The organism is Veillonella parvula, assembly GCF_047241225.1.
Classification (GTDB): Bacteria; Bacillota; Negativicutes; order Veillonellales; family Veillonellaceae; genus Veillonella; species Veillonella parvula_O.
The window spans coordinates 80,356-103,988 of sequence record NZ_JBKTIE010000001.1; the positions used below are offsets into that span (position 1 = coordinate 80,356).

The following is a 23,633-nucleotide window of genomic DNA, read 5'->3' on the forward strand; positions in this document are numbered from 1 at the left end:
TCGCCGGACGGTTCTAGAAGCCAGAAAGGATGTAATGAACGATCAAGTTTCTATTTCAACAGCAAATATTCGTGGTGCTTTTGGGGCATTTTTTATCCCTGGTATGTACACAGCTTTATGGGCTGGTTTTGTGCCATATTTAAAAGCAAAGCTTAGTATTGGTGAAGATGTATTAGGTTCCATGATTTTGTTGCTCGGTGTAGGTTCTTGTTTATCCATGGCTATAGCAGGTAAGCTTGTAGAAAGCTTTGGGTGTAAGAGAGTCGTTTTGTTAGCTAGCTTTATTGGTATGGTATCTCTTGCCATCGTTACTATGTGTCCTACTATTGCTACAACAACAGTAGCCCTGTTCTTTTTTGGTATTGGTGTAGGCCTTAGTGGTGCTTCTGCTAATTTACAAGCTATCCTAACAGAAAAGGTGAGCAAAAAACATTTAATGGGCGCCTATCACGGTGGCTGGAGCTTAGGTGGTTTTGCTGGTGCCGGTGTTTTGCTCGTGCTTTTAAAAATCTTATCGCTGCCTGTTAATCAAAGTATTTGGGGACTTCTCATCGTACTATTTATTGCGATGGTTGTAGTTAGCCAATTTATGTTGACCTTTGGTAGTGATCCAAATGCAAAGGTTACTAAAAAATCTAAAAGCCCATTGTCCTTTCATCCAATCGCTCTTATTTTTGGTTTATTGTCCTTTGTTTCTTACTTGGTAGAAGGTGCTGTAGGGGATTGGAGTGCATTATATTTATTTGAAGATAAAGGGATTGTTATTGAAGAGGCTGTCATGGGTGTAATGCTCTTTAATGGTACTATGTGTATAGGCCGTTTGCTTGGTAATAGATTAGGTAAACACTTAACATCAAAGCAAGTTGTTGTTGGTGGCTACTTACTTGGCTCTATTGCGATGGGGCTTATCGTGTTCTTGCCAGGTCATGCATCCATGTATACTTACTTATTATTGGGTATTTCATTAGCTATGATAGTACCAAACCTATTCTCTGCAATGGGGGAACAAAATGTCATTCCTATGACACAAGCGGTCGCAACATCCACAATGCTCGGTTATATGGGTATTTTGATGGGACCTGCCTTAATTGGTTTCATTGCGCACGGTACAAGTCTTACAGTAGCATTTATCGTATTGACTATATTGCTTGTTGTAAGTGCAGGTATTGGTAAATACGCATACCATTTAATGAGTAAAGACTGTGGTCTTAGTGAAGAACAAATTTAATAGCCTATAATTAAGGAGCTACGATTTTCGTATCGTAGCTCCTTTTTCATATTTTTATATTTTATGTATTTCTCGCATTAAAAAGCCACAGGTCTAGAACCTGTGGCTTTTAGAACTATCATTATATATTGATTAGATTAGCGATCGCCATTGAAGATGGAGTTTTTAACAAGCACATAGTCTACTTTGCGGATGGCTTGTAGAGTCGTACCGCCAGCGTAAGAAATAGCGGATTGTAAATCTTGTTCCATTTCAGTTAATGTATCGAAGATAGAACCTTTGGAATCGATGAAGATTTTTTTACCTTCTACATTTTTGCGTTCCCCTTTTTGGAACTCAGAAGCGGAACCAAAGTATTCTTTTACAGCTTTGCCGTCAACAATCTTTTCTTCCCCTGGGGATTCCTCGTGACCTGCAAAGAGGGAGCCAATCATAACCATAGTAGCACCAAAGCGAATGGATTTTGCGATGTCGCCATGGTCACGAATACCGCCGTCAGCGATGATAGGTTTAGTAGCTGCTTTTGCGCACCAGCGAACAGCCGCTAATTGCCAGCCACCAGTACCAAAGCCAGTTTTCAATTTTGTGATACATACTTTACCAGGACCGATGCCTACTTTAGTCGCATCAGCACCAGCATTTTCTAGTTCACGAACTGCTTCTGGAGTGCCTACATTACCAGCGATAATGAAGGTTTCAGGTAAGTTCTTTTTTATGTATTGAATCATTTCGATGACCGCATTGGAATGACCATGTGCAATATCAATAGTGATATATTCTGGGGTTAAGTTTGCTTTCTTAAATTCATCAACTAAAGCAAATTCTTCAGCTTTTACGCCGATAGAAATAGAAGAATATAGGTTAAGGTCGTGCATGCGTTTTACAAAGTCCATACGACGTTCTGGTTGGAAACGATGCATGATATAGAAATACCCTTCACGAGCTAATTTTTCAGCCAACTCTTCGTCGATAATAGTTTGCATATTAGCAGGTACTACTGGCAAGCGGAATGTGCGTTTACCTAATTTTACATGTGTATCACATTCGCTACGACTGGAGACAATACATTTGTTAGGAATCAATTGCACGTCTTCATAATCAAAGATGTTAGTTGTATTAATCATAGTTTCTATATCTCCTTCGAGTATTACATATTGAACCTGTACCATTATACAAGAGACTCATAAAATTTTCAATACGTTCCGAATATTTTGTTTGGTATAAGGGATAAACTGTAGTACAATACAAGTAGATTGTATAAATAATATATTCATTTATAGATATATGGTAAAAGGAGGTTGATTAATGTGGAACAGTCTAAAACCCGTATGCTTGCTGAAGCTGGCGTAGCAATTGCCATTGCTCAAGTGTTGTCATTTATTACGATTTTTCATATGCCACAGGGAGGCTCTATTAAGGCGGCAGCTTTGGTACCACTCATGATTTACGCATATCGTTGGGGCGGAACACGAGGTATCTTCGTAGGTGTTGTATATGGTATATTACACTTTATTTTAGGCTTTAAATCATCTGTTCATTATTTAAGTATTGTATTAGACTACTTGGTTGCTTACGGTGCTATTGGCGTTTGTGGTTACTTTAAAGATTCTCTTTCTGGACTTATCACTGGATCCATCGTAGGTATTGTATTGCGTTGGGGGGCATCTGTTACGAGCGGTGCTGTGGTCTTTGCTAGCTATGCTCCGCAAGGGCAGAATCCTTGGGTTTATTCCATGATTTATAATGCATCCTATATGGTACCAGATGGGCTTTTAAATATTGCAGTTTTACTATTCATCTACCAAGGTGTTAAACGAGGTTTACAACGTCGTGGATAAATTAGGTTTAATTATTTTGGCTGGAGGACTCAGCACTAGAATGGGGCAACCTAAGGCTTTGTTGTCTTGGATTAATGGTGAAAGTCTTATATCTCATGCCCTTCGTAAGGGCTTAGATGCAGATGTTCAAGATATTCTTATCTCCATTGGTGATGACGAGCAATTAGGACTTGCTATACAGACTCATATTATAGATACATTATCGAACGATGAGAAAAATAAGGTTTCTATTGTTCGTGATTCTGTTGGGCGATGCGGACCTTTAGGGGGGCTGTATAGCACTCTAGCGGTTGGTACTAGTTCTGCTTATGCAGTAATGGCAGTAGATATGCCATTCATGGAAATGGATTTGTATTATGATTGGCTCTATCAAGTAGATCATAATGATTGGAATGCCATTGTCCCATATAGTGAAAGTGGTAAATCTGAGCCGATGGCCGGTATTTATAGGCCATATATTGCGTCCTTAATTCAATCTATTCTTGTTGGCGAAAATGTATCCTTGCATCATGCTCTTGACGTCATTGGGCATGTTGAGTCCATTGATGCTACTGACTATAGCTGGGAATTAAGTAATATTAATCGCTTTGAAGATTATCAATGGGCGCGAGCTTTGGCGGAAAATGAATTTCGCCGTGTACCTTTAATTAGTGTGGTCGCATCAAAACGTAAAACAGGTAAGACAACTGTTGTAACGCGTCTTGTGTCTGAGTTACAAAAAATCGGTTTATCCGTTGGTGTTGTCAAAAGCGATAAACATGGCTTTCAGATGGATCATGAGGGAACAGATACAGATCTTGCTTATAAAGCTGGGGCTGATGCGGTTGCTATTGCAGGGCCTACTGAAACAGCGATTCGCATACGTACAAAAGAACAATCAAATCTGTATGAAATATCACAGTTTATGCCCGTAGATATAGTTATACTAGAATCACGGTCTCAAGGGATTGCCCCTATTATAGAGGTTACCCAAGAGGGACATACGGAAGAGCTTATCTCGGATTCCATGGACCGAGTGGCGACGATAGAAATTGGTAAGTTAGATCAAGACGTACCTGAATTGGTACGTCACATACAGGAAATGATGAGGAGTTTAAATGGCCGTCGTTACTGTTGAGAAGGCGCTCCAATTGTGGGATGAAGCCTTACAAACGCAAGTTCATAAAGTTGAAACAATAGATGTTAAGGCTGCGAAGGGGTACGTGTTAGCAGAGGACATTATTGCACCCACAGACGTACCTGCATTCCCAAAATCTGCTATGGATGGTTATGCCATCGCCTACGAAGAAGGTCGTAATGAATATATCGTTGACGGTATCATTGGTGCTGGTGTTGTATGGGAACATCCCGTAGACGTTGGTCATGCGGTGCGTATTATGACTGGTGCACCGGTACCAGATACATGTGATACTGTCATCATGCAAGAACAAGTGGTTGGCACTGGTGAACCACAAACTACAATTACGATTCAAGGCAAATATCATTGTGGTGATCATATTATTCCACAAGGTGAGGAGTGTGTTGCCGGCACCATTGTGATCCCACGTGGTACAGAGGTAACATCTACAGTACAAACCATTTTGACGGGGCTAGGTATGACGGAAATATCTGTTAATGCCATGCCTCGTGTATTAGTTCTTACCTCTGGCCATGAGGTTATTGAACCTGGTGAAAGTTTAACACCTGGTAAAATCTACAACTCTAATCGAGCTATGATCTGTGGGCTCTTGGAGGATTTAGGTTTTCATAAGATAACACATTATCATGTAAGTGATGCTCCGGAGGAGTTAGACTCTGAAATCAACCATGTGTTGAAGCTTAGTGAAGAAGCAGATGTTATTATCAGTTCTGGTGGTGTGTCGGTAGGCCTTTTCGATACGATGCCTCTTATTTATGAAAAACTAGGAGCAAAATCTATCTATGCCCGTATTCAAATGCGACCGGGTGCAGCATCTTATGGTGCGGTTACCCCAAAAGGTCAGATTATCTTTGGTTTGTCCGGTAATCCAGGGGCTGCCTTTAATGGGTGGCATTTAATCGTAGCACCAACCTTGAAACGCTATAAAGGTTTGGCAAACTGGACTACACCAGTGGTGGCCTGTGTTATGGATTCGGAAATTTTTAAACGCAATGCTTTTGATCGCTATGTACAAGGTAAAGTAATCTTCGGTGGTGGCGCGCCACGCTTTGTGGCTAATCGTCACTTTAACAGTAGTAGCATGTTAGGCTTATATACGGTTAATGCTTTGGCGTGTATTCCGAGAGGCGTACATGAGGTACGGCCTGGCGATACTTTTGATGTGTATCTATTAGGACTGCTACCTGCGATTTAAATTATATGAGATTAATATTTATAGACGTTTAATATTTCAAAATTTAGGATGTTACATATCTGTAATATTTAGTGATAATAATAAGACGAGGTCTCTCTAGAGGTCTCGTCTATTTGTTATATAAAATTATTTCAATTCTGTTGCTATAGGTACTGAAATTAAATCTCAATTAACTTATAATAAAGTCAACAAAAGGACAGTCCTTTTAATTATATTAATTGAGTTTTGACAAAATTTTATTTCAATCTACTTTTTAATTATTTTTACTATCAAATAGTTATATAAGGAGTGATTTCTATGAGTAAGACTTTCACAAAAAATATCCCAGTCAACGAAATTTTACATCTAGGCGATTGTTTAGAGTATAAAGAAGGGCAAGTGATTAGTATTACGATTGCCCAAAATGAACGCCTCAGTATTACCTTATTTGCGTTACCAAAGGGCGAAGAAATCTCAACGCATATAATTGTAGGCGATGCGATTGTGCAAATCCTCGATGGAGAGGCACATATCGTCGTCGGTGATGTGGAACACAATGTGAAAGCTGGTGAAACATTGATCATGCCTTCTGAAGTCCCTCATAGCCTCGATGCCCAAGAAAACTTCAAGATGCTGTTGACCGTTGTTAAATAAATATATCATAATAAATGCATCCCTTAGATTATAAGGGGTGCATTTTTAATGCGTTGAGAGAGGTCGAATGTATGAATGTCGTTGAACAGTATAATTTAACTTTACAAATAGAAGTTCTAAAAGAACAAAGCGCGGAAACATTAGCGCGTCTCTGTAACTTAGTTGAGGAGAGTGACACTAGTGACTGTGTAGAGCTATTAAAAGCGTATTCTCATATTGTAAATACAGAGTTATATTTAGCCACGTCTATACATGAGTTAGACGTTCTAAAATCAGATATGGTAGACCTTGAAAGCAATATTAAAGAGTCATTAGCACAAGCTTCTCATGACATTAGTGATGTTAAAGCTGTTAAAGAGACTAGTGATGTACAAGCTATTGAATCCTATAGCTCTGAAGACTTTGATAAGGCCTTAGAACGTACCATTGATTTCTTAACGTTTAATAAAAATATATCTAGTACACCTCGTGCTGTTATTTTAGGTGGTCAAAGTGGAGCCGGGAAAACCACAATTCATCGTGTGAAAATGCTAGAGTCAAAAGGTAATTATATTATCATTGATGGCGATACATACCGTGCTCAACACCCGTATTTTAGAGAGTTACAAGAAAAATATGGTGTTGATAGTGTAGATTACACAAAAATGTTTGCAGGTAAGATGGTAGAGGCTGTAATTGATAAATTAAGCTCTTTAAAATACAATTTAATTATTGAAGGCACATTACGTTCCGCCGCAGTACCAATTAATACAGCTACATTATTAAAATCTAAAGGCTATACCGTCGACTTTTGTTTGATTGCTACTAAGCCAGAGTTATCTTATTTGACGACGCAATTGCGCTATTTAGAAATGATGATTGTGGATCCTTTACAAGCGAGAGCCACTCCTAAAGATCATCATGATGGAATTGTAAAATCCTTGGTCGCTAATATTACTGAACTAGAACAGAGTGGAGTCTTTGAAACTATTCAAGTGTATAAACGTGATTTAGAACAAGTATATAATTCAAAATTATGTACTGAATCTGTTGGAACTGTTGTAGACCAAATTTTATTTGGTCCTTGGACTCAAGATGAATCGGCCTTGTTAGAAGAGAGTAAATCACAGGAACAGGAGTTAAGAGCGAAATTACCTTAGGGAGTAAAAGTGTAATGGATTACTTCGACTATTCATATAAACATAATTACATAGAGTTTAGTAGCAACATATATCGAGTTGGCACATACCATTACAACTGGCATAGTGAGACGGAGATTGTTATTTTATTAAAAGGCCAAATGGAGATGAGTTGTAATGGTGAGACATTTACGATGGAACCACTTGATGTGGTCATTATCTCTCCTCAAGTGGGACATGCCACATTAGCTCTGGAAGAGGATGTCATTGCCTTTGTCATTCATGTAGGAAATGAATTTTACCAACAGTATGATCCAGATTTTGGCGCCTATCAATTTGTATTGCGTTCAGATAATAGTACTCGTCACAATCAATTCTTTACAACCTTACGGCATCATGCAGCTATGACGATGTTATTGATGACTAAAGGTGAAAGCCCGGTACATCGAATGTGGATAGAGCATCATTACTTAGCGTTGGCTGGGGATGTATTTAGAGAGTTTGATCCCATTAAAAAGGTTCATGAAAATGCTAGACCTGGTGATATGAAACCCGCAACGTTCGATAAAATGATTGCCTATATTGATGAGCATTATGAGCAGAAAATAGAGTTGGAAGATATTGCAAAAATTGGGGGCTATAATGTTGCCTATACATCTCAGTTCTTTAAAAAGCAAATGGGGATTTCATTTGTTGAGTATGTATTGAGGTTAAGAATCCGTGACGCTACTGTTCGCTTAGCTGGTACGGATGAGGCTGTCGCAAGAATTGCAAGCGATTGTGGATTTGCAGATGTGAAAGCCTTTAATGTGGCTTTTAAAAAACACTTTAATATGACTCCCACAGAATATCGTAAGCAAGTCAAAAGCATTGGGCGTAAAACCGTCTTACAAGATTGGAAAGAAATTATTTCTGTAGACAATCAAGATGTTCTTGATGTATTGCATTCATTCTTGTCGTATGAAGATGATTCCCGAGCTAAGAGTGAATTGGAATTTATGAGCAAAAAATTGGAATCTTTGAAAGAAAAGTTAGCAGATGTAGTAAAGGATTTATAAAGGTATTTTGTTATATCTCTATGGCAACTAGATTCTTATAGTAACTAATTCTTATAGTAGCTAATTCTTTTAGTAGCTATATTCTTGTGATAAGAGTTTGGTAAGCAAATTATTTTGATGAATTTATGACACATATAGAAAGATTAGAATTGGGTAAATTTCTATATCAAAAAACCCTATAAAGTTATTGAAAAAGCACTACTGTTGATAAGTAGTGCTTTTTTATATGTATTTTCCGGGTGAATTTATATATTGTTATAGTCCCAAAATACAATAAATCGAGAGAAATCTATCTTTTTTCGTTGATTTTAATATAAAAATTATCTTTTAATTTGGATAGTTATATTCACTAAACTGAGTAGAATATATCTCATCAGGAGTAAAAAAATTAGTAAGTTATAATTTTGGAGGATATATGAATCAAGTAAAATTTATGGAAAACGTAGGTAAAGTTGCAACTGTTACTGCTGTAGCTATGTATGTATCTTATTTCCCACAAATCATGCATAACCTTGCACATCCAGGTACTGGTGATTGGATTCAACCACTTGTAGCTGCAATCAACTGTACATTATGGGTAGCGTATGGTTTGTTTAAAGAACATAGAGATATTCCAGTAGCATTAGCCAATGCACCAGGTATCTTCTTTGGTTTAGCAGCGGCTATTACAGCGGTTATGTAATTTTAAGAATAGATATATAATGCTATAGAAGCATAAAACTATAATTTATTAATATATAAAATAAGATTACTGTTGACCGTTATTAATTATATATATCATAATGAATGCATCCCTTTGATTAATAAGGGGTGCATTTTTTATGTAAATAATTGAGAGGTATTTGTTTGATTTTATGAGGGGTATTACGTTGTTATGGATTACTTTCACTATACCTATAAACACAATCATATAGATTTCAATAGTGATATATATAAGGTTAGTACATATCATTACAACTGGCACAGTGGCGTTGAAGTCTTGATCTTGTTAAAGGGCAGAATCGACATGAGTTGTAATAGTGAGGTTTTTACAATGGAACCTCTTGATACCATTATTATTTCCCCTCAAGTAGGTCATGCTACGTTGGCCTTAGAGGAGGATACAACAGCTCTTGTTATTCATGTGAGTAAGGAGTTTTTCCAATACTTTGATCCTAACTTCGGCATGTACCAATTTGTATTGCGCTCAGATAAAACTAATAGGGATAATGAATTCTTTACGTCCTTACGTTATCTTGCGGCACAAATGATGTTGTTAATGGTGAATAGTGAAAGTCCTGATCGTCAATTATGGTTGGAGAGTCACTTTTTAGCCATGACGAGTGATATATATCGTGAAATTGATGCGGTTAAGACTATCCCTATACATACAAAGCCTGCTGATATGACTGTAGCTACCTTTGATAAAATGATTGCCTATATTGATGAAAACTATAAGCAGAAGATAGAGTTAGAAGATATTGCTAAAATAGGCGGTTATAATGTGAACTATACATCTCAATTTTTTAAACGCCAATTAGGGGTTTCCTTTTTAGAGTATTTGTTGCGGTTGAGATTACGAGAGGCTACAGTTCGTTTAGCTAACTCTGAAGATGGAGTAGCACATATTGCAAGTAGTTGTGGCTTTGCAGATATTAAAGCCTTTAATGTGGCCTTCAAGAAACATTTCCATACAACACCATCTGAATATAGAAAGCAAGCAAAAGAGATGGGGCGTAAGACAAAATTACATGATTGGAAGGAAATTATTTCTACTCAGGAAGAAGATATTATAGACATTTTACAAACTTACTTACCCTATCAAGATGTCTCTATCGATAAGAATAGATTAGATGAGGCTAATCAAAAGTTACAGGATGTTAGAGACCAACTTGAGATGGTTGTAAAAAGATTACAATCATAATTTTCATTCTTATAATAACTTGTAATTAGCTATAATTTCATGATTTTGAAAATTAAATTAGGTGGATATACAATTATTAGGTATAGGTGATTTTGTATATTTGTTAATCCTATTAAAATATATGGTGAAAGAGCACTACGTTCTGATGGTAGTGCTCTTTTTTTTATAATCATATAGGTGAAATTGTATATTTTTAATGGGTTAAAAGAAAATAATTAAGGAAATTTTGTATGTGTTTGACAGACTTTCACCAATAAAAATCAACTTGTAAATTGGATAGTTATATACTGAAAAAAGAGTAGAATAGAATCATCGAAAGGAGCTAAGGTTCCGAAACAGAAATAATCACGTCTTAAATATTGAAGTCTTTTTGGAGGTTTGCGATGAGTACGAAGGAACAACAAGTACAAGAAATGACAAATAAGATAGCTAATTTCATTTCTTATATGGCAAAGGTATTGCCTGATGATGTACAAGAAAAAATTCATGAATTGGCACAGGATGAAAAAAATCCTATGGCCAAATCTATTTATGAAACAATGCAACATAATATGGATTTAGCAGCTCAGCTTAATCGTCCTTCTTGTCAAGATACTGGTGTATTACAATTTTGGGTAAAGGTTGGATCTAATTATCCCTTATTAGGAGAATTAGAAGATATTCTAAGAGAAGCAACTTATAAGGCTACACAAGAGGCTCCATTACGATTGAACTGTGTAGAAACTTTTGATGAGTTTAATACTGGTAAAAATATTGGCCTCACTGCACCTTATATTCACTGGGATATCATTTCTGGTTGTGATGATGTAGAAATCTTCCCTTATATGGCTGGTGGCGGGTGTTCCTTGCCAGGGTCAGGTAAAACATTGATGCCAGGCGAAGGCTATGAAGGTATTGCTAAGTTTGTTCTTGATTTGATGACAAGCTATGGATTGAATGCGTGTCCTCCACTATTGGTAGGTGTAGGGATTGCTACAACTATTGATACCGCTGCTGGATTATCTAAAAAAGCATTAATGCGCCCTGTATCTTCAAAAGCACCTAATGAAAAAGCGGCTTATATGGAACAATTGTTAGAAGATGGAATTAATAAGATTGGTATTGGACCTCAAGGTATGGGTGGGGATAAAACTGTTTTAGGTGTGAACATTGAACATGGTACACGTCATCCATCTGTTATTTCTTGTGCTGTTAGTGTAGGTTGTTGGAATCATCGTCGCGGCGATCTCGTATTTGACAAGGATGGTAATTGCACAGTTAAATCTCATAAAGGAGTGACATTATAATGGCTAAGAAAATATTAACTACACCTATTCAACAATCTGATTTAGCAGGCATTAAGCCAGGCGATGTGATTTATTTGACTGGGCATATTACAACCTGTCGTGATATGGGGCATCGTCGTGTGGTAGAAGAAGGTAAAACGTTACCGGTTGATGTTAAAGATGGGGCTATACTTCATGCAGGTCCAATTATTCGTACTTTAAGCGATAATGAATTTGAAGTTGTATCTGTAGGACCTACTACATCTATGAGGATGGAAAAATACGAATATGAATTTGTTAAAAAGACAGGTGTACGTCTCATTGTAGGTAAAGGTGGCATGGGTCCTGAAACAGCACGTGCCTGCAAAGACTTTGGTGCACTACACTGTGTGTTCCCTGCAGGTAATGCGGTTCTTGCTGCTACAGAAGTCGAAAAAGTAGAATCTGCTAATTGGCGTGAATTAGGTATGTGTGAGACTTTGTGGACTTTTAAGGTTAAAGAATTTGGTCCGCTTATCGTATCCATTGATGCAGACGGTAATAACTACTTTGAAGAAAAGAAAATAGAATATAATAAGAAAAAAGATGAAATATTAGACGAAATATATAAACACGTAGGTTTCATCAAATAATAAGATAAGAATAGCGATTTCTTTATATTATGAATAACTTCATAACTTGTAAATATATCTATATGAGAAATAATTATTAATAATATTGTTTTGTGATTTACAGCGTATCTTCATATAGATATACTATAAGAGTATGACTACCATGAAAGGAATTCTCATGGATTATAGTATTGCTATTACACTGGGATTTCTTGTATTTGCAATCGTAATGTTTGCATTGGAGAAAATTCCATTGTCTATTACGGCTATGATTGTGGCCGTTGGATTACATCTTTCTGGTGTATTAACTGCAGCGGAAGCTTTTAAAGGTTTCGTTGACTCTAATGTTATTTTGTTTATTGCTATGTTTATTATCGGCGCTGCTTTCTTTGAAACAGGTGTAGCTGTTGATGTTGGTAACGTTGTTAATAAATTTGCTAAAAATGAAACTATCCTTATTATTGCTATTATGATGCTTACAGGTATTATGTCTGGCTTCTTATCTAATACAGGTACTGCAGCGGTTATGATTCCTGTTGTTATTGGTATTTGCAAAAAGGGTGGTTTTAACCAAACTAAATTCTTAATGCCAATCGTATTTGCCGCTGCTATGGGGGGGAATATTTCTATGATTGGCTCTCCTGGTAATATGATTGCAAATTCTAATTTGCAAGAAGCCGGCCTTGGATCCTTTAGTTTCTTTGCTTATGGTGAAGTAGGTTTACCTATGCTTATCGTAGGTACTTTATTCTATGCATTCATTGGTAAAAGATTCTTACCTGAAGTTCCAACGCGTGAACCTGATCCAAACTATCAAAAAAATGCTGATTTCAGTCATGTTCCAGTTTGGAAAAAATGGGTAGCTGGTTTGGTATTGGTGTTGACTATCGCTGCTATGATTTTTGAAAAACAAATTGGCGTATCCTTAGCGGTTAGTGCCTGGGTAGGCGCACTTGTTATCGTAGCGACAGGAGTTATTACCGAAAACGAAGCAGTTAAGTCTATTGATATGAAGACTATTTTATTATTTGTAGGTTCCTTAGCTCTTGGCACAGCAATGGTAAAATCTGGGGCAGGTGCATATATTGCAAATCTTATTGTTGATGCTTTGGGGGATACACCTAATCCATTGGCATTATTAGCGGTACTTTTCTTCCTATCTGTATTTATGACAAACTTCATGTCCAATACAGCAGATGTTGCATTGCTAGCTCCAATCGGATTGTCTCTAGCATCTCAATTAGGTTTTGATCCTAAAGCGATTCTTGTTGCCATCGTAATTTCTAGCTCTCTTGCGTATGGTACACCTATAGGGATGCCTGCAAATACTATGGTATATAATGTAGCTGGGTATAGTTTTAAAGACTATGTAAAAGCAGGCGTACCGTTAATTGTAGTATCTGCAATTGTATCTTTAGTGTTGTTACCGATTTTGTTCCCGTTTAACCCATAATTATATAAAGGTTAGTCATACAAAACCGTCACCATAGGTGGCGGTTTTATTTTTGTACTATTGGGAGAGAATATTTTAGTAATAAGTTAATATAATGTATAGATAGGTAAGAATTGATTAGACATAAGGGCTACTTTCATATATAATAGATTACTGTAGTTGTACAAATATACATCTACAGTAGACATTGAATGTGGTTTCATAGTTGTTATATAGTTTTTGAGCTGGCCATGGTGCCGAGGAGGCTTTATGTTAAGCGATATTGAGATTGCCCAACAGAATAAAATGGAGAAGATTCAGGTTATTGCCGATAAATGTGGTTTAACACCTGATGATATTGAACAATATGGTCATTATAAAGCGAAAATTTCCTTTGATGCTATTCGCCGTTTAGAAGCTAAGCCAGATGGTAAATTGGTACTTGTTACGGCTATTACGCCAACACCGGCAGGGGAAGGTAAGTCTACAACGAGCATCGGCCTCGTACAAGGCTTACAAAAAATCGGTAAAAATGCTATCGCTACATTACGTGAGCCATCCTTAGGGCCTGTATTTGGTATTAAGGGTGGTGCGGCAGGTGGCGGTTATGCTCAAGTTGTGCCAATGGATGATATCAATCTTCACTTTACAGGTGATATGCATGCTATTACAGCGGCTAACAATTTGTTGTCGGCTATGATCGACAATCACATCCATCAAGGTAATGAATTACAAATCGATTTGCGTCAACTATCCTGGACTCGTGTTCTAGACATGAATGACCGTGCTCTTCGCAATGTGACAGTTGCACTCGGTGGTAAAGTATGTGGCTTCCCTCGGGAAGATCATTTTATGATTACTGTAGCTTCTGAAATCATGGCTATACTTTGCTTAGCTAAGGATTTAGAAGATTTGAAAGAACGTTTTGGTCGCATCGTTATCGGTTGTAACTTAGCAGGTGATCCTGTTTATGTTCATCAACTTGGTTGTCAAGGTGCGATGGCTCTCCTTATGAAAGATGCTATCAAGCCGAATCTTGTACAAACACTAGAACATACACCGGCCATCGTTCATGGTGGTCCATTCGCTAATATCGCTCATGGTTGTAACTCCATTGTAGCTACAAAACTAGGACTTAAGATTGGTGATATCGTAGTTACGGAAGCGGGCTTTGGCGCTGACTTGGGTGCTGAAAAATTCCTTGATATTAAATGCCGATACGGCGATATTTTCCCTGATGCAATCGTTATCGTAGCTACATTACGAGCTCTTAAAATGCATGGTGGTGTACCAAAACAAGAGTTGAATACAGAAAATGTTGAAGCCGTAACTAAAGGTTTCAGCAACTTACAAAAAGCAATTGAAAACATGCGTTATTTCAATGTGCCTGTATTAGTGGCAATCAATAAATTTGCTAGCGATACAGATGCAGAAATTGCTGAGTTGACTCGCCTATGTGATGAGTTTGGCGTGCCTGTAGAGCTTAATGAATGTTGGGAAAAGGGCGGCGAAGGCGGCACTGATATGGCGAAAAAAGTTGTAGAGTTACTTGAAGGCCCTAAGCCAACACCTAAATTCGTATATAAGTTAGAAGATAGTTTTGAGGACAAAGTTAATAAAATCGTTAAAACTATTTATGGTGGCGATGGTGTTATCTTTACGGACAAAGCCAAAAAGCAAATTAAACAATTAGCAGATTGGGGACTTGATCGTTTGCCTGTATGTATGGCGAAAACGCAATACTCCTTATCCGATAATCCAGCTCTTTTGGGCGCACCAACTGGCTTTACAATTACTGTATCCGATATTCGTGTTGCTAATGGGGCAGGCTTTATCGTATGTCGTACAGGTGACGTAATGGTCATGCCGGGCCTTCCTAAACGTCCTGCTGCTCTTAATATGGATATCGAAGCAGACGGCACAATTAAAGGCTTGTTTTAATAGAAAGTGTTTTTACATGAGGCTATGTTATGAAATTAGTAGAACAACGAGTAATAGATTTTGTGGCTGCTACTGCCTCTAAAGAGCCAACGCCAGGTGGTGGTGCTATTGCGGCATTGACTGCCGCAACGGGGGCGGCTTTAGCAGAAATGGTAGCAAACCTTACATTTGGTAAAAAAGGTTATGAAGCGGTTCAGACCGAAATGGAGGAGCTTCAAGCTAAAGCAGAAGCGATTCGCAAGCGCATGCTCGAATTATCTCAAGCTGATGCAGATGTATTTAATATCTTTATGAACGCCTTAGGATTGCCAAAGAATACAGATGAAGAGAAGGCTGCGCGTACAGCTGCTATTCAACAAGCATACAAAGATGCTGCTATGGTACCTTTTGAAATTGGAGAATTAGCGAATCAAATATTTGATTTAGCAGAATTAGCCTCTCGTAAGGGGAATCAAAATCTTATTACAGATGGTATTATTGCGGCTATTAATGCGCGTGCTGCGGTGAAATCGGCTTTTTTGAATGTGCGTATTAATTTATCTGGTATTAAAGATGAAAGTTTTGTAGCAGAACTAACATCTAAGATGTATGCCATTGAAAAAGATCTTGATGTTAAAGAGTCGTCTATCATAGGGTTATATGAATAATAAGAGATTATAATATAAATCGAATAATATAACCGAGCAAACTATAAAAGTTCGGGAAATAATATAAAGAGAGCCTATTAATACGTATAAAATAATAGACTCTCTTTTTTCTATTGTTATAATCCGAACGATAGTGTAAAATAAATGGGTGATATTTCGAGGTTTTATGTAGGAGACATTATGACAGATCAGAACCAAATAAATACAGTCGATAGTATGTTGCCCATACCACAGCTCTTTGCCTTTGGTTTACAGCATGTACTTGCCATGTATGCTGGAGCTGTCGCGGTACCGATTATCGTGGCACAGGCGATGAATTTACCTGTGGAGGACTTGATTCGTCTTATTACAGCAGACTTGTTTACTTGTGGCATTGCGACCTTAATTCAAACATTAGGCTTCGGTAATATAGGTGGGCGTATCCCTATGATCCAAGGTGTTACCTTTGCATCTGTCGGACCTATGACTATGATTGGGGCACAGCATGGTATGACTGCCATTTACGGCGCCATTATTGTAGCAGGTTTATTTACCTTTCTAGTAGCTCCATTCTTTAGTCGTCTAATTCGACTGTTCCCCCCTGTTGTAACGGGAACCATAATTACTCTTATTGGGATTAACTTAATGCCAGTTGCCATTAATTGGATGGGGGGCGGCGTAGGAAATCCAGAATTTGGAAGCTATACAAACATAGGACTTGGGTTTCTTACGTTCTTAATTGTTGTATTTGTATACAAGTTTGCTAAAGGTTTCTTAAGTAATCTTTCTGTATTAATCGGTTTGATCGCAGGCACAGCAATTGCCTTTGCAATGGGCGTTGCTAATTTTGATGAAGTTGGTCGATCTCAATGGGTTGCTTTCATTGAACCATTCTATTTTGGTTTGCCAACCTTTGACTGGGCTTCTGTACTATCTATGATTATCGTCATGCTCGTTGTCATGGTAGAGACTACAGGTGATAGTATTGCTATTGGTGAAATTGTGGATAAGCCAATAGGTCGAAAAGAATTGGCTTCTGTTATTCGTGCCGATGGTATTTCTACTTTAATAGGGGGAATTCTTAATAGTTTCCCATATACAGCCTTTGCTCAAAATGTAGGACTTATTGCGGTTACAGGTGTTAAAAGTCGCTTTGTAGTAGCTGCATCTGGAGTAATCTTAATTTTGTTAGGTTTATTTCCTAAACTAGCTGCTATAGTTGCTAGTATTCCAAATGCAGTGCTTGGTGGTGCTGGTATTGCTATGTTTGGTATGATTGTTGCCAGTGGTATCCGCGCTCTTGGCAAGGTTAGTTTTGATGGTAATCATAACTTGATGCTTGTGGCGATTAGTATTGGAGTGGCTATGATCCCTATTGCGGCGCCGAACTTTTATGCTAATTTCCCTGATTGGGCACAAATTATATTAAAATCTGGCATTACCTTTGGTAGTATTATGGCAATCTTGCTTAATTTATTACTAAATGGTGTTAATAAAGGTGACGAAATTAAAGAAATGGGTCGCCGATAATAATAACTAGATGAGAACTCTACCTCTTTCGGTAGAGTTTTTTTAGTGAATAAAATCACAGGAAAAACATTAGAATATTATGCTATAATATATAGATAATTGTAGAACTATTTTGTGATGCTTTCATAAAATAGAAATATTAATTTGTATTTACAATTAAGTGTTTATAAAAGTTATGTATATGGAATGTTCCCATAAGAAGGGAAGGGCTACGTGGCAGACGGAAAAATTATTGCTATCTCCATAAGTGAGAGAAAAGGGCAAAAAAAACATAATATTGAATCCGCCAATCTCATTGTTGATCATGGGATGGAGGGAGATGCTCATGCAGGAAATTGGCATCGCCAAATCAGCTTGCTTGGTATTGCGAGTATTGATCACATGAGGGCACAAGGTGCAGATGTCAAACCTGGTGATTTCGCTGAAAACATTACAGTAGAAGGCATGGTTCTTTATGAATTAGCTGTAGGGACTCACTTACAAGTAGGTGATGATGTGATTCTTGAAATTACTCAAATTGGCAAGGAATGTCATCAAGGTTGTGAAATTATGAAACAAGTTGGTTCCTGTATTATGCCTACACAAGGTATCTTTGGTAAGGTTCTTAAAACTGGTATGATTCATGTAGGTGATGAAGTATCTATTATTAAATAATTTCGTATTAGTAAATGAGGTGTGTTATGAAAGACGCATGGGGTCGTACAATTGAATATGTACGTCTGTCGTTGACAGATGCGTGTAATTTTTGTTGTCCCTACTGCCGACCTGCAGAAATTACTCCTCAAAGTCAAACACAACTATTATCTGTTGATGAATGGATGAATATATTAGGGGCCTTCCATCATATTGGTGTGAAGGCAGTACGCCTCACAGGCGGTGAGCCTTTGCTCTATCCACATATCGAAGAGTTACTAGGTCGTATTAAAGAAACAGGTTGGTTTGAAGATATTTCTATGACTACCAATGGTAGTTTATTAGCCTCACGAGCGCAACGGTTAAAAAAACTTGGCTTGAATCGTGTGAATATTAGTTTGGACTCTCTTGAAACTGAAGCTTTTGCCACCTGTGTTGGTAAAGCGGGACAGTTGGAGTCCGTCCTCGACGGTATACGTAGTGCTATTAATGCTAACTTTAAATCCGTTAAGATTAATACGGTTTTATCTCGTTATTGGTCCGATGATGAAGTTAAATCTTTATTACAATATGTTGAAAAATGGCCTGTTGTTTGGCGATTTATTGAATACATGCCGTTCCAAGGTGATGCCTTTCATGGGCCTACCTTTGATGAATGGAAGGAACAACTAGAACGCGTTAGTGGCGGATCTCTCACAGAGGTTCATTCTGTTTATGGCTTTGGTCCTGCTACATATTTGGCACTACCTAGTGGTAAGGCTGTAGGCTTTATATTCTCTATGTCTCATAGCTATTGTGACACTTGCAATCGTGTACGTCTTACATCTGACGGTCAAATGCGATTGTGCTTGTTGCGAGATGATGAGGCTGATCTCGTATCACTCGTGCGCAATGGTGCCTCAGAAGAGGCTTTAGCTAAGCATATCGAACGTGCTTTGCAACGAAAACAAGAACGACATGATGGTATAGGCATGGAGCAACCAGAACGACCAATGTGGCGAATCGGAGGGTAGTATGGGATTTCTTGATTTTTTAAAGCCTAGATCAAAGGAGAATGTTGAATCATGCTGGCCGGGAGGCAAGATGCTTCAAGTCCATATAGAATACAATACACAAGAAACCGTATTTACTTATTTTGGTCGTTATGGTTTACAGTTTAGCGTTCCTAAGTCTAATTTGACGAATGTTATTGTTAAAGAAGTAAGCCGCACTCATAGTGTGCTTCAACTATATAGCGGTGAAGACTGCGTAGGGACTAGTGATCTACTCCTTACTGAGGCCTGTAATATTATGAAAGATTGGGTATTACAATATTAATAATATGAATGTTGATATTTTATAGGAGTGTAATAAATTTTCTTTACATTCCTATAAAATAAGCATATAATTATTCATGTCATGGACCACTAGCTCAGCTGGCAGAGCACCTGACTCTTAATCAGGGTGTCCAGGGTTCGAACCCCTGGTGGTCCACCAGAGTAAAGAACTCACATTTTGTGTGAGTTCTTTTTTTGTGTAAATATTTTTCTTTTAGCTTTTTACATATCTTTTTAGCCTTTATATAGTTATTTACATGGTTAAAATACGTTGTGGTTTAATCTTATTTCTCTCAAACGAGTAGTCATTGATTCAATTAAGTTTATAAATTTTGATATTAATTGAATATAGTATTGATACAATATAATATATTTTATAGACAGTAAAACTATAATAGCTTATGATGGTTTTATAATAGTTTTCTCACTAGGAGGTACCAAATGGCAGTAGATGTTTCTAGAACACAAGATGTGTATAAAGATGCTGGCCAAAGTGTCAACTTCACTACTTTGTTATTAAACCGTAAAGATCATGAGGCAGAGCTTGAAGTGATTCAAGATATGGCAGATCGTATTCAAGCCATTAAACGTTCTGTTAGTATTCGCGCTAATGGGGAAGGTTTGGGCATTGCCTTTGGCTTTAGCCGTAAGGCATGGGATTATTTGTTCCCTAATGCACCGGTACCAAAAGAGTTAGAAGACTTCCAAGGCATAAAAGGTGATAAACAAGATGTACCAGCTGTAGCAGCTGACTTATTTTTGCATGTCCGCTCTAATGATGAATCTGTTACGTATACTGTAGTGGATCAAATTATGGAGTTCTTACGCCCTATTACATCTGTTGTAGATGAAACCCATGGCTTCCACTACGAACAAGGTCGTGCGATTATTGATTTTGTTGATGGTACTGAAAATCCTGTTGGTCAAGAGGCCGTAGAGTGGGGTGTTATTGGCGATGAAGATCCTGAATTTACTAACGGCTCTTATGCATTTGCACAGAAATATGAACATGATCTTGATGCATGGCGTGCACTTCCTACAGAAATGCAAGAGAAATTCATTGGTCGTCGCAAATTTAGTGATATCGAATTAGAGGATGACGAAAAAGACCCGGCAGCTCACAATGTAGTGGCTCAAGACAATCGTGATGATGAAGAACATAAGATCGTTCGTATGAATGTTCCATTTGCTCAACCTGGTCAAGGTGTTCGAGGCACATACTTTATAGGTTATGCTCGTTACTGGGATGTGACCAAAACAATGCTTACCAATATGTTTACACAAAATGATAAATTGCTTGATTATTCTAAGCCTATTACGGGCATGCTATTTTTCATTCCGTCTCTTGATACATTGGATGCTATTGCAGAAGGTGAATTATAAGGGATTTCTGATTGATAGTGGAGACTAAACATTTATCTAATTAGTTAGTAATGTTTAGTTTTATCTATCAGATTAAAATTTATTATACAATTCTATAGAAAGCGCCCCAAGTGGGCGCTTTTATGCTATAATAAATCTATTAAACTCGTAAAAATCCATTGTAGTTATAAATGAGGTATTCTATGAATTATACTAGCACCCGCGGTACCGTTGCGGTAAATGAAACATATGCATTGTTGCACGGATTGGCAGAGGATGGTGGCCTATATGTACCATCTTTATTCCCTACAAATTGCTTAACTTACAATGATGTGAAAGATAAAAACTACCAAGAAGTAGCAGCCGTTGTTTTAGCAAAGTTGTTTCCATGCTTTTCCGAAGCTCATTTAAATGAAATGATTAATTCTGCTTACTGCGATGCTAATTTCAGCACCCGTGATATTGCACCATTACACTCTTTATTGGAAAAGGTTTCTGTATTGGAACTATTCCATGGTCGCACACAAGCTTTCAAAGATATGGCTTTGTCTTTATTTCCATATCTCTTAGTAGCTGCTAAAGAGGCGGAAGGTGAGAAAAAAGAAGTTCTTATCTTAACGGCTACTTCTGGTGATACTGGTAAAGCAGCTCTTGAAGGCTTCAAGGATGTACCTGGCACTCATATTCAGGTATTTTACCCAACTGATGGCGTTAGTCCTATGCAAGCGGAACAAATGCAAAAACAAGAAGGGGCGAATGTCAATGTCACAGCCATTCATGGTAACTTTGACGATGCGCAACAATTCTTGAAACGTCTCTTTGTTGATAAAGTAACTGCAGAAGAGGTTGCTGAAAAAGGGGTTATGTTTTCTAGTGCGAACTCTATCAATATTGGTCGTTTAGCTCCACAAGTAGTTTACTATGTAAATGCCTATGCTGAACTGGTTGCACAAGGTGCAATCCATGAAGACGAAGCTTTCAACGTTGTAGTTCCAACAGGTAACTTCGGTAATATCTTGGCTGCTTACTATGCTAAAAAAATGGGGATTCCTATCGGCAAATTGATTTGTGCATCTAATCAAAATAACGTACTTACTGACTTCTTTGAAAACGGTACCTACGATATGAACCGCCCATTCTATACGACGATTTCTCCATCTATGGATATTCTTGAATCCTCTAACTTTGAACGATTCTTATATTATATTTCTGGTGAAGATAGCGAACGTACAGTAGGATGGATGAAAGATCTTAAAACAACAGGCAAATTAACTGTTAATGAAGAAGAGTTCAAACGTGTTAAGACTGATTTTGCTGGTGCCTACGTTGATGATGAAGAAACAAAAGCAATCATTGAACAAGTATACAATTCTTACGGTTATGTAATGGATCCTCATACGGCGGTTGCTATGGGGGCGTATATGAAGGAGTTGGAGAAGCATCCTGAAGATGGCGCTCGTCATACAGTGATTGCATCTACAGCACATCCGTTTAAATTTCCTACACCAATCTGTGAGGCATTGGATATCAAGGTGGGCGAGACTCCTTATGAAAGCTTAGATAATATCTCTGCTGTAACGGGTGTTGCCTTCCCTAAACAATTGGAAGCCTTACAATCCAAACCATTGCGCTTTACAAAAGCAATCGACAAAGAGAATATGAAACAAGAAATCTTAGATTTTGTAGATACATTCTCTAAATAATACAATGCCGCCTTTCCTTAGAAGGGCGGCATATCTATATGTTTTTTATTGAGTAATCATTTTTTATTGATTAACCAATTAAATTCATTTTCTCATTAAATTAACATTCATCATATATGATATGGAATTTTGTTAGTATGTATTGATGTATTCATTATTTATAGAAATATGGGTTTATAATTATATAGAGAAATATAATTATAGGAGGGGCTATGGCTAAAAAGGGCCTTATATATGCACTGTTATCTGCACTTTTGTTTAGTACGATGAATGTATTCGTAAAACTGTTGGGGACGAATATTCCACCTGGGGAGATCGCTTTTGCCCGTGGGTTCTTTGGGACTGTTGCGGTGCTCATTATCATGTATGTGAAGGGAATCCGATTTTCAAAAGAGAATCGGGGGCTCCTCGTCATGCGTGGCCTATACGGCGGTTTTGGTATGGTATGTAATTTTATCGCTTTGGTACACATAAAATTATCTGATGCAACAATTCTATTTCAGACGACAGGAATATTTGTTTTTATCTTTAGTGCTCTGTTTCTGAAGGAATCGATACCTAAAGGGGCTGGCAAATGGCTCGGAGTCATTTTGATTGCTGTCTTAGTAATGGTAAATCCTTTTAGTTATGAATCATTTTCTTGGTATGCCTTGGTAGCAATTTTAGGTGCTGCTCTAGCTGCGGCGGCTTATACGACAATACGAACTATTAGTAAACGCGGACAACATAGTAATTTTGAAATTATGGCCTATTTTATGATTACTGGTATGATTGCGGGCCTCGTCACTACAGAACAGCTCGTTATGCCTCAAGGTACAGACTGGCTAATTATCTTTGCTATCGGTGGTATTAGTGTAGTGGCTCAGTTTTTCTTGACCGGAGCCTTTGTTACGACCAATGCTGTAGTGGCTCAATTCTTGCAATACGTTGGCGTATTTATTAGTTCCTTCTACGGGTTCTTGATCTTTGGTGAAAGCTTATCCATAGCCACAGTGGGTGCTGGTATTGCCATGTTTATATCTTCTGTTATGTTGGCGCGTCTTAAAGAACAGAGTGGTCCATTAAGAGAGGGCAAGGTCATAGAGGATAAAATCAAATAAATG

22 protein-coding genes and 1 tRNA gene are annotated in these 23,633 nt (G+C 37.7%); 22 read left to right on the forward strand and 1 reads right to left on the reverse strand.

Features of this window, described 5'->3' with window-relative positions; all coding sequences use genetic code 11:
• Positions 1-34 precede the first annotated feature (34 nt).
• On the forward strand, positions 35-1,228 hold the full coding sequence (locus ACLRYO_RS00365; protein WP_195394629.1) for an MFS transporter: 1,194 nt from the start codon (positions 35-37) through the stop codon (positions 1,226-1,228).
• Positions 1,229-1,365: 137 nt separating this feature from the next.
• Here ACLRYO_RS00365 and ACLRYO_RS00370 read toward each other — a convergent pair whose 3' ends face one another.
• Complete coding sequence (locus ACLRYO_RS00370; protein WP_004696596.1) at positions 1,366-2,352, reverse strand: GMP reductase; 987 nt, start codon at positions 2,350-2,352, stop codon at positions 1,366-1,368.
• A 183-nt stretch (positions 2,353-2,535) separates the two neighbouring features.
• On the opposite strand from ACLRYO_RS00370, the gene thiT reads away from it, so the two are divergent.
• The 21 genes from thiT to ACLRYO_RS00475 all read left to right on the forward strand — a co-directional run bounded on the left by thiT (position 2,536) and on the right by ACLRYO_RS00475 (position 23,630).
• Positions 2,536-3,066 (forward strand): energy-coupled thiamine transporter ThiT, encoded by a 531-nt coding sequence (gene thiT / locus ACLRYO_RS00375; RefSeq protein ID WP_105086691.1) that lies wholly within the window; start codon positions 2,536-2,538, stop codon positions 3,064-3,066.
• Positions 3,059-4,183, forward strand: a complete 1,125-nt coding sequence (gene mobB / locus ACLRYO_RS00380) for a molybdopterin-guanine dinucleotide biosynthesis protein B (protein ID WP_195394630.1) — start codon at positions 3,059-3,061, stop codon at positions 4,181-4,183. Before thiT ends, mobB begins: the two co-directional genes overlap by 8 nt.
• Positions 4,164-5,399: a molybdopterin molybdotransferase MoeA gene (locus ACLRYO_RS00385; RefSeq protein ID WP_195394631.1), complete on the forward strand. Its 1,236-nt coding sequence runs from the start codon at positions 4,164-4,166 to the stop codon at positions 5,397-5,399. The genes mobB and ACLRYO_RS00385 overlap by 20 nt, the downstream gene beginning before the upstream one ends.
• A 297-nt stretch (positions 5,400-5,696) precedes the next feature.
• On the forward strand, positions 5,697-6,032 hold the full coding sequence (locus ACLRYO_RS00390) for a cupin domain-containing protein (protein ID WP_278618211.1): 336 nt from the start codon (positions 5,697-5,699) through the stop codon (positions 6,030-6,032).
• A gap of 71 nt (positions 6,033-6,103) precedes the next feature.
• The gene (locus tag ACLRYO_RS00395; RefSeq protein ID WP_004698578.1) at positions 6,104-7,171 is read left to right on the forward strand and encodes a zeta toxin family protein; all 1,068 of its coding nucleotides are present in this window, start codon (positions 6,104-6,106) and stop codon (positions 7,169-7,171) included.
• 14 nt (positions 7,172-7,185) lie between these two features.
• Positions 7,186-8,208: an AraC family transcriptional regulator gene (locus tag ACLRYO_RS00400; RefSeq protein ID WP_004698749.1), complete on the forward strand. Its 1,023-nt coding sequence runs from the start codon at positions 7,186-7,188 to the stop codon at positions 8,206-8,208.
• Between the two features lie 415 nt (positions 8,209-8,623).
• Entirely contained in the window at positions 8,624-8,890 is a 267-nt protein-coding gene (locus ACLRYO_RS00405) for a SemiSWEET family transporter (RefSeq protein ID WP_004698672.1), read from the forward strand.
• A 192-nt stretch (positions 8,891-9,082) separates the two neighbouring features.
• Positions 9,083-10,111, forward strand: coding sequence for an AraC family transcriptional regulator (locus tag ACLRYO_RS00410; protein WP_038150581.1), 1,029 nt, complete (start codon positions 9,083-9,085; stop codon positions 10,109-10,111).
• A 383-nt stretch (positions 10,112-10,494) separates the two neighbouring features.
• Entirely contained in the window at positions 10,495-11,397 is a 903-nt protein-coding gene (ttdA, locus tag ACLRYO_RS00415) for a L(+)-tartrate dehydratase subunit alpha (RefSeq protein ID WP_004698665.1), read from the forward strand.
• Positions 11,397-12,008 carry a L(+)-tartrate dehydratase subunit beta gene (gene ttdB, locus ACLRYO_RS00420; protein WP_195394632.1) on the forward strand — a complete coding sequence of 204 codons (612 nt, stop codon included), beginning with the start codon at positions 11,397-11,399 and terminating at the stop codon, positions 12,006-12,008. The genes ttdA and ttdB overlap by 1 nt, the downstream gene beginning before the upstream one ends.
• Before the next feature lie 157 nt (positions 12,009-12,165).
• The gene (locus tag ACLRYO_RS00425; RefSeq protein ID WP_077708600.1) at positions 12,166-13,440 is read left to right on the forward strand and encodes an SLC13 family permease; all 1,275 of its coding nucleotides are present in this window, start codon (positions 12,166-12,168) and stop codon (positions 13,438-13,440) included.
• Between the two features lie 249 nt (positions 13,441-13,689).
• Positions 13,690-15,360, forward strand: a complete 1,671-nt coding sequence (locus ACLRYO_RS00430; protein ID WP_021148392.1) for a formate--tetrahydrofolate ligase — start codon at positions 13,690-13,692, stop codon at positions 15,358-15,360.
• Between the two features lie 29 nt (positions 15,361-15,389).
• Positions 15,390-16,007 carry a cyclodeaminase/cyclohydrolase family protein gene (locus tag ACLRYO_RS00435; RefSeq protein WP_004698544.1) on the forward strand — a complete coding sequence of 206 codons (618 nt, stop codon included), beginning with the start codon at positions 15,390-15,392 and terminating at the stop codon, positions 16,005-16,007.
• Positions 16,008-16,187: 180 nt separating this feature from the next.
• Positions 16,188-17,516, forward strand: a complete 1,329-nt coding sequence (locus ACLRYO_RS00440) for a nucleobase:cation symporter-2 family protein (RefSeq protein WP_038125499.1) — start codon at positions 16,188-16,190, stop codon at positions 17,514-17,516.
• Between the two features lie 213 nt (positions 17,517-17,729).
• A complete protein-coding gene (locus ACLRYO_RS00445) occupies positions 17,730-18,170 on the forward strand; it encodes an MOSC domain-containing protein (protein ID WP_004698555.1) in 441 nt (146 codons plus the stop codon).
• 26 nt (positions 18,171-18,196) lie between these two features.
• Positions 18,197-19,162 (forward strand): GTP 3',8-cyclase MoaA, encoded by a 966-nt coding sequence (moaA, locus tag ACLRYO_RS00450; protein WP_004698566.1) that lies wholly within the window; start codon positions 18,197-18,199, stop codon positions 19,160-19,162.
• 1 nt (position 19,163) lies between these two features.
• Positions 19,164-19,466, forward strand: a complete 303-nt coding sequence (locus ACLRYO_RS00455; protein ID WP_316604086.1) for a hypothetical protein — start codon at positions 19,164-19,166, stop codon at positions 19,464-19,466.
• 83 nt (positions 19,467-19,549) lie between these two features.
• A tRNA-Lys gene (locus ACLRYO_RS00460) sits at positions 19,550-19,625 on the forward strand.
• A gap of 281 nt (positions 19,626-19,906) precedes the next feature.
• On the forward strand, positions 19,907-20,848 hold the full coding sequence (locus ACLRYO_RS00465) for a Dyp-type peroxidase (RefSeq protein WP_004696562.1): 942 nt from the start codon (positions 19,907-19,909) through the stop codon (positions 20,846-20,848).
• A gap of 182 nt (positions 20,849-21,030) precedes the next feature.
• A complete protein-coding gene (gene thrC / locus ACLRYO_RS00470) occupies positions 21,031-22,530 on the forward strand; it encodes a threonine synthase (RefSeq protein WP_278618203.1) in 1,500 nt (499 codons plus the stop codon).
• Between the two features lie 212 nt (positions 22,531-22,742).
• Positions 22,743-23,630: a DMT family transporter gene (locus ACLRYO_RS00475; RefSeq protein ID WP_008714338.1), complete on the forward strand. Its 888-nt coding sequence runs from the start codon at positions 22,743-22,745 to the stop codon at positions 23,628-23,630.
• The last annotated feature ends 3 nt before the right edge of the window (positions 23,631-23,633 follow it).